Genomic DNA, 4,777 nt, shown 5'->3' with positions numbered 1-4,777 from the left:
TAGCCATATTTTTTCTTACCGTATCATCGCTGAAATTTGCATAGCAATATTTACACCCATGTCCACAGCTGTTATAGGCTCCTATATCTGCTGTGATAAGGCAGGCACATTCTTTCCTGCCCGGTTTAAACTTATGTGCATCAAGTCTTGCACCAAGTGCTGTTTCGAAAGTTTTAAGAGTGGCACAACCGCTGCAGTCTGCTCCGTATTTACTTAATTCATCACCTTCCGCACAAGGCTTTATAATAAAACCGTATTTTCTTCCTATATCTGTAAAAGCTCTTCCAAGCTTTTCTCTGTCTGCCTTAGTTACCTGTTTAGCTTCCGGAAAATTCTTTTTCACCTTTTCAAATAAGTCTATGAAACTTATTACACAGGTTCCAGTGTAGCCCGAAAGTTCCTTTGCCATAACCTCAAATTCATATATATGCCTGTCTGCGCTGTACTCCTCCGAGATAAAAATCGGATCATAACGCCAGCCCACACAATTACTTCCAAGCCTTTCAGAAAGCTTCTTAAAGCCTTCCCTTACCTTCATCTTATCCGGAACTGCCGGCTCTATATCCCTGCCATAAGGAGTTATAGTAACAAACCAGTACTGCCCGTACGGATTTAATATATCCATTTTATCAAGCATAGGCAAAGGATTTTTGGTACAAAACGCAATTAAATCTACTACATCAGAATTTATGTTATATCTGGTAACCGCCTGCGGATTGTAAGGGTTTCTTACAAGCACATAGCCCTCTTTCACCCTGTTTACAAACCATTCACTGTAGAATGCAGGAATATCGGTGCGCTGACCTGTTTGGAGTATCATTTTAATCTTCCTTTATACTATCTATATAATCATCAATATCCTTAATGATATAATCATCTCCCATTGTATGCAGAGCTTCAAAATATTTGGTTATATAGTCATAGATACCATATTTTTCAAAGAGTTCTGCCACCTCAGAACCTGACAATCCTTTGAAATGACGGTATCTTTCTATACAATAAACCAGAAATTTACTCTCTTTACTCATTGTTATGCCTCCTCCGGATAAGAGTATGAGCCGGTTAAAAGTTCGTCCTGATACATAGTATATAAAGTTACCGGTCCATAATGCCATAACTTGGATTTTTCATCTGAAAGCTCTTTATACAGCTTTGATTTATAGAAAAGGCAAATTATTTTGTTCTCATCCAGATTACTATTTTTTGTGATTTGCTCAATAATCGGTGGCACGATGAGAGTCAACATTGCACTGAACTGATTTTCATTCATACAAGCTCCCTTCTTTCAAAACGTTCTCAGTTTTCAAAATAATAATAATTGTATCACATTTTACAGCTTATATTTAGTTCCCCTGCCATTACCTGTTACTGAAACATAATTTTTTCTTATTAAGTTCTTTAGTAAGGTAGTTACCTTTGATTTACCAAATGGTGTCATATCTGTAATTTCACTGATTGATTTCGGCATTGTTTTACTGAGCACTTCATATACTACCTTTTCATCCTCAGTAAGGTCTGCATTACCAATAACCGGTAATATAACCTTTATTGAATTGTCAAATATCTCAAATACAGGCTTTTTGTCACTATATTTATAAGCTTCCTGTATTCTCACAATTCCGGTTCCTAATATTTCTACAATATGAAGGCGATAAAATACATTGCCTAAAATAGGATTCCTTAATATAGATACATTTCCCTTAAGGTATTCCTCTTCTGAAATACCGGTAGGTAAGCCTCCGGGAGATGATATTTCAATTCTATCATCAAACATCATTACTCTAATCTGTGCGTTTACATCCCATGTTCTATGTATTAATGCATTTGCAATTGTTTCTCTGAAAGCTTCTTCCGGAATTTTTTCTACCTTTTTTCTCTCTATTCCCTGAATCTCTTCATACTGATAATAATCCCTATATATCCGGACTGCTTTTTCCAACTCTTCCAGTACTGACTCATGTTCAAATGTTACGCGTTTTAATATTATACTTATGCTCTCACCAAATCTGGCTATGTCAATTCCCGGAAATTCATTTTCATCCGCCAACAATGCTGCTGCCTGTTTATATCCATCTGAATCACTGTATAAATTCAAAGTTTTAAGAACATCCTTATTCAGTGATTTAATGCCTATTTCCTGTTTTGCTCTTTTCTCCAATATTTTAAAAGAAAGTTCCTGATTATCTGCAGGCAGTTCCTCATAATTTATATTTTTTCCCTGTAAAATCAGTCTGGTAAGTTCCAATTCATCAACTTCAATAGTAGCTGTGTCATTTCTCCTATATGCCTTAGACTTATATGTATATGGCTTATTCCGACCGGCTTCCACTGTAAGAATTACAGTTTTATCAGACTCCTGAACCACCAATTCATACTGTGGTTGTGGGCGAATTGTATCATTAATTTTATTTTCTATGTCAAGACACGACTGTACCGGATCTTTAAGTCCTATCACTTCGCCATTATCAGCCACACCAAATCTAATCTGCCCACCTTCATAATTTGCAAAAGCACTGACTGTTTTTAAAAAAGTATTGGTTATATCTGATTTAAATTCTAATTTCTTTGTTTCTTTCATAGCTGACCTCCAATATTTACGATTATATTTTAACTTAATTCAATCGTATTTTCAATCGTAAAAATTTACGACCGAATTTACGACCGTTATAAATCGTAAATCAGTCAATTACTCCAATCGCTTTTTTATATCATTTACAGATACATCGCCTATCAATACCAGTGAAGCACTATAATCTTCATTACATAAAATTACTTCCTTATCCTTAGGAAAATACCCTCTAAGCCATATAATAAATTTTGCAAAGTCTTGTAATCTGTCACTCGAATTAAAATAATCTATTGCAAATGTACACCTGCTTTTATGCATGCTTAATTCAAACTGATATTTACCTGAATAATTCTCCCATCGAATATCATACAATCCGCCGCGAACTTCAGCAGTAACACCGGGATACTTTTCCTCAATATCCTCATTAAATTTTACTGTATCAAAATCATATTTTTCTTCACCATTCATAGAAATAAAATATGTAACTGACATGCGATGCCTCCAAATTTAAATTTATCATTTTTTCTTACCTTTGATATATCCACAAATAAAACAATAACATACCGATTACAGGAGTCATAACTAACGATTTATCAGCCATCCGACAACTATAGGAACTAAAGTCAGTAAAACTAATTTTGATTTTTTCAAAGTATCTTACATTAAGGCTAGTCATCATAATGTCCACGACAAGAAAATATAAGCACAGTATTGTTTTTAACCATATATACAAGTCTATGCTCTTTATTAATACGCCTGCTCCAAAGGCCACTCAGATTTTCTTTAAGTGGTTCCGGCTTACCTAAACCTTCAAACGGACTACGAACTATATCCTTTACAAGTTTATTTATCTGTTTTAAAACCCTCTTATCTTGATGCTGCCAATATAAATAATCTTCCCACGCATCAAAATCCCACTGCACTTGTGACACTTGCATAATTAGTCCTCCAGTAATTCATGTTCTGCAAATTTAAGCTTTCCAGCTTTGTATTCTTCCATTTTTTCCTCTAAATACCTGATATTACTCTCCGAATAAAACGGATCTGCTGTTATCTCAAACGGAATCCTTTTTTCTCTTCCTACTTTTTTAGCAAATATCTTAAATGCTGCACTCATAGAAATTCCCATTTCTGAACAAGCCTCTTCCATACTTTTCTTAATATCTGCATCTAATTTAAAATTCACATTAACTACCTGTGCCATAATAATTACCTCCAAATTTTTATATTATGTTTATAGTATAAGCTTAAATAAAGAAAAAGTAAAGAAAACTGCCCCACCTTTTATGGCGAGGCAGATATTCATTTTAATAATAATCAGTTCTATTAACCACTATATTTATTGTATCTTCATATATTTTTCATTTGTGCTGGTCAGCTTGTTATAGTAATCATCATATCCTTTACTAAATTTCCTGATAAGCGGAATTGCAATATCATAGTAATTATTCTCCTGGATATATTTTTGCAGCTTATCCTGAATTTGCTTCATCAGGCTATTTGAGTATTCATCACTCCTTTTAAATTCTTCATATTTTTCTACAAAGTCTTTATTCTCAGCCCACCATTTTTCAAAATTTTCTACTGCTTTGATTTTAGCATCAGAGACACCTTTTAAATCAGCAAGTTTGATGTCAGAAGTATTCTTTTCAATATATTTCTGTTCTTCTTCAGATAGTTCAAACTGTGGTAAGTTATCCAGGTATTTTACATACTTAATATAAGCAGATTTGCTGTCCTCACTCAAGGGTTCATTTAAAAATGGCTGATACGCACTAAATATCATCATTCCAAAATAGCCGGGAAAGGCTCTTTCAAGTTTCTCATAAATGGTTTCTTCATTTTCAAGAATGGCTAATTTTTCTTGAATAATATTGTCCTCTTCTCCCTTAACTATTAGCTCCAGAATATCCTTTCTCTTTTCTTGAATTTCTAACTCATACTGTTTCTTTCGAAGCGTAGCTGATAAGGTATTCAAATCCGAATTCAATACATTTTCAATTTCAGCTATATTTAAACCCACTTTTCTGTACAGAGATATCTTGGTTAAGATTTGTAGGTCTTTCTCGCTATAGTCTCTATAACCATTCTCCGACTTCTTTGGGTTAATCAAGCCTCTTTCTTCATAATACTCTATTGCCTTTCTTGTCAAACCGGACAATTTCTGAATTTCATTTCTTAACATAGCCATCACCTCCTGCCTACAAT

8 protein-coding genes are annotated in these 4,777 nt (G+C 34.0%); all 8 read right to left on the bottom strand.

Features of this window, described 5'->3' with window-relative positions; translation table 11 throughout:
- Window positions 1–820 (bottom strand): DUF1848 domain-containing protein (locus ACTTKP_RS11245; RefSeq protein ID WP_442553994.1); only part of this gene is annotated, 820 nt, incomplete at its 3' end.
- Window position 821: 1 nt separating this feature from the next.
- Window positions 822–1,028 (bottom strand): DUF3791 domain-containing protein, encoded by a 207-nt coding sequence (locus tag ACTTKP_RS11240; protein WP_442553993.1) that lies wholly within the window; start codon window positions 1,026–1,028, stop codon window positions 822–824.
- Window positions 1,029–1,030: 2 nt separating this feature from the next.
- Window positions 1,031–1,270: a hypothetical protein gene (locus ACTTKP_RS11235; RefSeq protein WP_442553992.1), complete on the bottom strand. Its 240-nt coding sequence runs from the start codon at window positions 1,268–1,270 to the stop codon at window positions 1,031–1,033.
- 60 nt (window positions 1,271–1,330) lie between these two features.
- The gene (locus ACTTKP_RS11230; protein WP_442553991.1) at window positions 1,331–2,578 is read right to left on the bottom strand and encodes an ATP-binding protein; all 1,248 of its coding nucleotides are present in this window, start codon (window positions 2,576–2,578) and stop codon (window positions 1,331–1,333) included.
- A 108-nt stretch (window positions 2,579–2,686) separates the two neighbouring features.
- Window positions 2,687–3,061, bottom strand: a complete 375-nt coding sequence (locus ACTTKP_RS11225) for a hypothetical protein (protein WP_442553990.1) — start codon at window positions 3,059–3,061, stop codon at window positions 2,687–2,689.
- A gap of 176 nt (window positions 3,062–3,237) precedes the next feature.
- Window positions 3,238–3,507, bottom strand: a complete 270-nt coding sequence (locus tag ACTTKP_RS11220) for a Txe/YoeB family addiction module toxin (protein WP_442553989.1) — start codon at window positions 3,505–3,507, stop codon at window positions 3,238–3,240.
- 2 nt (window positions 3,508–3,509) lie between these two features.
- Window positions 3,510–3,773: a type II toxin-antitoxin system RelB/DinJ family antitoxin gene (locus tag ACTTKP_RS11215; RefSeq protein ID WP_442553988.1), complete on the bottom strand. Its 264-nt coding sequence runs from the start codon at window positions 3,771–3,773 to the stop codon at window positions 3,510–3,512.
- Between the two features lie 135 nt (window positions 3,774–3,908).
- A complete protein-coding gene (locus tag ACTTKP_RS11210; RefSeq protein ID WP_442553987.1) occupies window positions 3,909–4,754 on the bottom strand; it encodes a MerR family transcriptional regulator in 846 nt (281 codons plus the stop codon).
- Window positions 4,755–4,777: the final 23 nt, after the last annotated feature.

Source organism: Catonella sp. (genome assembly GCF_052169795.1).
Classification (GTDB): Bacteria; Bacillota; Clostridia; order Lachnospirales; family Lachnospiraceae; genus Catonella.
This window is presented reverse-complemented; position numbering and strand designations above follow the sequence as displayed.